Genomic DNA, 3,401 nt, shown 5'->3' on the forward strand with positions numbered 1-3,401 from the left:
TCACCGTGGCCCGCTTATTCCCTGGGCCGAATCAGATCAACATGGCGGTGTACATCGGTAGCCACTTCCGCGGGCTCACCGGTGCCATCGCCGCTCTGCTCGGCATCCTGCTGCTGCCCTTCAGCCTGTTGATGCTGCTGGGCCTGGGCTACTACTACCTCCACGAAACCCTGGCGGTGGATCGGGTGTTGTCCGGGGTGATCACGGCCTCAGCCGGCATGGCCCTCTCGATGGGCTTCAAGATCGCCGGCGCCTACAGCCGCGATCCGGTGGCCTTACTGCTCGCTGGCGCCAGCTTTCTCGCCATGAGCGTGTTTCATGTGCGCCTGGTGCCGTTGGTGTTGCTAGCCGGCCCCCTGGCCATGGCTTGGTACTGGCCCCGGCAGCCGAAGCCATGAGCGCCGCCTCCACCGCTTGCCAAGCCGTTCAGCTGGGTGATTGGCGCCAGCTGCTGGCCGTGATCTGGGATTTCCTCAGCCTTTCGCTGTTCTCGCTCGGAGGCGGCAACACCCTGCTGAACGAGTACCACCACATGGCAGTGGATCAGTACTGCTGGCTCACCTCGCGCCAGTTCGCCGACATCTATGCCATCGCTGAAGCAGCGCCAGGGCCCAGCTCGATGATCGTGGGGCTGCTGGGCATGGGTGCCGCGGTGAAGGAAGGCCCCCTCTGGGGAGTGCTCAGCGGCCTGACGGCCGAGATCGCCATCCTTTTGCCCTCCACCTTGCTGATGGTGGCGGCGGCCGTGAGCTGGAATCGCCTGCGCCACAGCCCCTGGCGCATCGCCTTTGAGCGGGGCCTCGGCCCGATCACCCTCGGCATCCTTTTTGCCGTGGGCCTCAAGATCCTGCGCATTTCCGACCACGACACCCCGGCCTATGCCGTGTCGCTGGTGGTGTGCGTGTTGATGCTGCGCACCAAAATCTCACCGCTCTGGTTCATGGCGGTGGCGGGGCTGATGGGTGCCCTGGGTTTGGTTAACCGCTAACGCTGCCTGTCTCAAGCGGCCATTGCGGTTCTGCTGGTTCGATCGCGATCGCCCCACCGCGCAGCACCGCCTGCTCGCAGAAGCCTGTTGGGGGCTGATCGTCAGGGCCCCGCGCCACGGCGCCGGCGATGCGCAGCTGGAGCGGCCGCAGCTGCAGCGCCACGATGCGGGCTTGCTGATTGCCGCCGCTGCCGGCGTGGGCCACGCCCCGCAGACGCCCCCAGATGCGCACATCCCCCGCGGCGCTCACCCGGGCTCCTGGATTCACATCCCCGAGTACCAGCACCGATCCGTCCACCTCGAGATGGTCGCCGGAGCGGAGCGTGCCGCGATGGATGGTGAGGCGCTGCGGCTCGGCTCGCGCCAGTTCAGGGGTGGCGTCTGGTTGGCTCAGGCTTGTTTCCAGCCCCAGGGCAGCGGCGGCCACCAGGCCCAGGGCTGTTTCGGCCTGCACCCGCTCCACCAGGAGGCCCGCCCCGCCCAGCAAGTCCTGAATGGCTCGCCGCTCCGGCAGGGTCAGCACACGATCGCTGCAGTGGAGCCACAGGCTTCCTGGCTCTGAAGCGCTGTTCAACCAGGCGGCCACCTCCTCCAGCGCCGAGGCGCTGCTGCGGGCCTGGGCTGTGAGCCGCAGATGCTGGGGAACGGCTTGCATGGCCTGCAACTTACGGGCCTTCGCCGCCAGCTTCCAGCGCCAGTTGTTCCCGCAGGGGCTTGGCCACGTCCGCCGGATGAATCAGCCAGGCGCTTTCGGTGGGCGTGCTCAGGCTGCTCACCAGGGGCGAGCGCTGCTCCAGGGCTGTGAGCTGCTGGCCATCCCACAGCCTCAGCCCGCCCCGGTAGGGGTGGTAGCCCCGGTTCTGCTGGCTTTGAAGACCGCAGCAGAGATCCGATCTCAGCCCAGCGCGTTCGCTCAGCCGCTGCGCCAGAGCCAGTAACTCCAGCCGCCGCTCGCGGCACAATCGGCTCACATCACTGGCCTTGAGCAGGCGCCGATCAAGCACGCGGGTGCAGAGCTCCTGCAATGCATCGGGCCCCTCCTCCTTCCAGCGCTGCAGGTGATAGCCGGTGCGGTGGTCGTCGTTGCCGAGAAAGCTCTCGAGGCTGAGTTCGTTGGGGTGCCACAGCCACTGCTGCATCACCGCATCAGCCCACACCCGCGCCGGGCCCAGCTGGCGGGCGACGGCGATGCAGCGGCTCAGCAGCCAGTTGCACACCACATTGAGCCGGTGGTTGTACACGCTGCGGTACATCAGATTGCGCACCACGAGGTAGTGCTCCACCGCCATCAGCCCCTTGGGGTGCAGCGCCAGGCTGCCGTCTGGCGCCAGGGTGAGGCTGGAGAGGATCCGCTCGAGATCCAGCTGGCCGTAGCGGGTGCCGGTGCTGTAGCTATCGCGAAGGAGGTAGTCGAGGCGGTCACAATCGAGCTGGCTGCTCACCAAGGCTTTGATCGCCGAGCTGGGCGCCCGGCCGTGCTCAAGCAGATCGGCCACCGCAGCGGCGGTGCCGGCCGCGAAGGTCTCCAGCGGTTCGCGCAGGCTCGGGTGTTCGCGGATCAACCGGGCCGACCACGCTTCGTGGTGCAGTCCATACATCTCCTCACCGGAATGGCTGAGCGGGGCGTGGCCCACGTCGTGCAGCAGGGCTGCGGCGTAGAGCAGCCCACTGTGTTGTTCGAGCTCCGGTTGCAAACGGCACAGCTCTCGCAGGGCGCGGCGGGCTAGATCCAGCACCCCCAGGGAATGGGTGAAACGACTGGATTCGGCGCCATGAAAGGTGAGGTAGGCCGGGCCCAGCTGCCGGATCCGGCGCAGGCGCTGAAATGGGGCGGTGTCGATCAGGGCAATGGCCAGGGCTTCGGCCGGCTGCTCGCGATCGAGGCGGATCGCCCCATGCAGTGGATCGTGATAAGTGCGCGATCCCATCAGATCGGCTGCTCCAGCTGCTGTTGCAGTTGATCGAGCGCCTGGCTCAGCCAGGGGTCGCCCGGGCCACCGGGATCGAGGGGCTCCGGCTGGGGCAGCGGCTGATCCGGCTCGATGCCCAGGTTTTGGATGTCGCGGCCGCTGGGGGTCACGTAGCGGGCCACGGTCACCGCGAGTCCACTGCCGTCGCCGCCCAACCCGATCAGCGTTTGGATCAAGCCCTTGCCGAAGGTGCGGCTGCCCAACAGCTGTGAGCGTTCATCGTCTTGCAGGGCTCCCGCCAGGATTTCGCTGGCGCTGGCGGTGCCGCCATTCACCAAGGTGAGCATGGGGCCGCCGTAGAGCCGGCCGCGGTTGGCTTGCTGGGGATCGCTGAATCCTTCGCGGTTGCGGGTTTCCACGATCGGGGCGCCATCCAGCAATTGATCGGCCACGGCCAGCCCCGCACTCACCAGTCCGCCGGAGTTGTTGCGCAGATCGAGCAC

5 protein-coding genes are annotated in these 3,401 nt (G+C 67.3%); 2 read left to right on the forward strand and 3 right to left on the reverse strand.

Features of this window, described 5'->3' with window-relative positions:
• Both ACIQ2E_RS15055 and ACIQ2E_RS15060 read left to right on the forward strand, forming a co-directional pair.
• Positions 1 to 398, forward strand: a 398-nt coding sequence (locus ACIQ2E_RS15055) for a chromate transporter (protein WP_398332299.1), incomplete at its 5' end; no start/stop codon positions are given.
• The gene (locus tag ACIQ2E_RS15060; protein WP_398332301.1) at positions 395 to 988 is read left to right on the forward strand and encodes a chromate transporter; all 594 of its coding nucleotides are present in this window, start codon (positions 395 to 397) and stop codon (positions 986 to 988) included. The genes ACIQ2E_RS15055 and ACIQ2E_RS15060, both read left to right, overlap by 4 nt.
• Here the strand turns inward: ACIQ2E_RS15060 and minC are convergent.
• The 3 genes from minC to ACIQ2E_RS15075 form a co-directional block, all read right to left on the reverse strand.
• Positions 978 to 1,643, reverse strand: coding sequence for a septum site-determining protein MinC (gene minC, locus ACIQ2E_RS15065; RefSeq protein WP_398332303.1), 666 nt, complete (start codon positions 1,641 to 1,643; stop codon positions 978 to 980). The two genes, ACIQ2E_RS15060 and minC, sit on opposite strands and share 11 nt — an antisense overlap.
• 10 nt (positions 1,644 to 1,653) lie before the next feature.
• Entirely contained in the window at positions 1,654 to 2,916 is a 1,263-nt protein-coding gene (locus tag ACIQ2E_RS15070; protein WP_398332305.1) for an HD domain-containing protein, read from the reverse strand.
• The coding region (locus ACIQ2E_RS15075; protein ID WP_398332307.1) for a S41 family peptidase at positions 2,916 to 3,401 on the reverse strand (486 nt) is incomplete at its 5' end. The genes ACIQ2E_RS15075 and ACIQ2E_RS15070, both read right to left, overlap by 1 nt.

Origin of the sequence: Vulcanococcus sp. (assembly GCF_044369115.1) — a bacterium.
GTDB lineage: Bacteria > Cyanobacteriota > Cyanobacteriia > PCC-6307 > Cyanobiaceae > Vulcanococcus.

Bases quoted from the DNA above. Each gene is read 5' to 3' on its own strand.
- minC (WP_398332303.1), bottom strand. From the start codon at position 1,643: ATGCAAGCCGTTCCCCAGCATCTGCGGCTCACAGCCCAGGCCCGCAGC.
- ACIQ2E_RS15060 (WP_398332301.1), top strand. From the start codon at position 395: ATGAGCGCCGCCTCCACCGCTTGCCAAGCCGTTCAGCTGGGTGATTGG.
- ACIQ2E_RS15070 (WP_398332305.1), bottom strand. From the start codon at position 2,916: ATGGGATCGCGCACTTATCACGATCCACTGCATGGGGCGATCCGCCTC.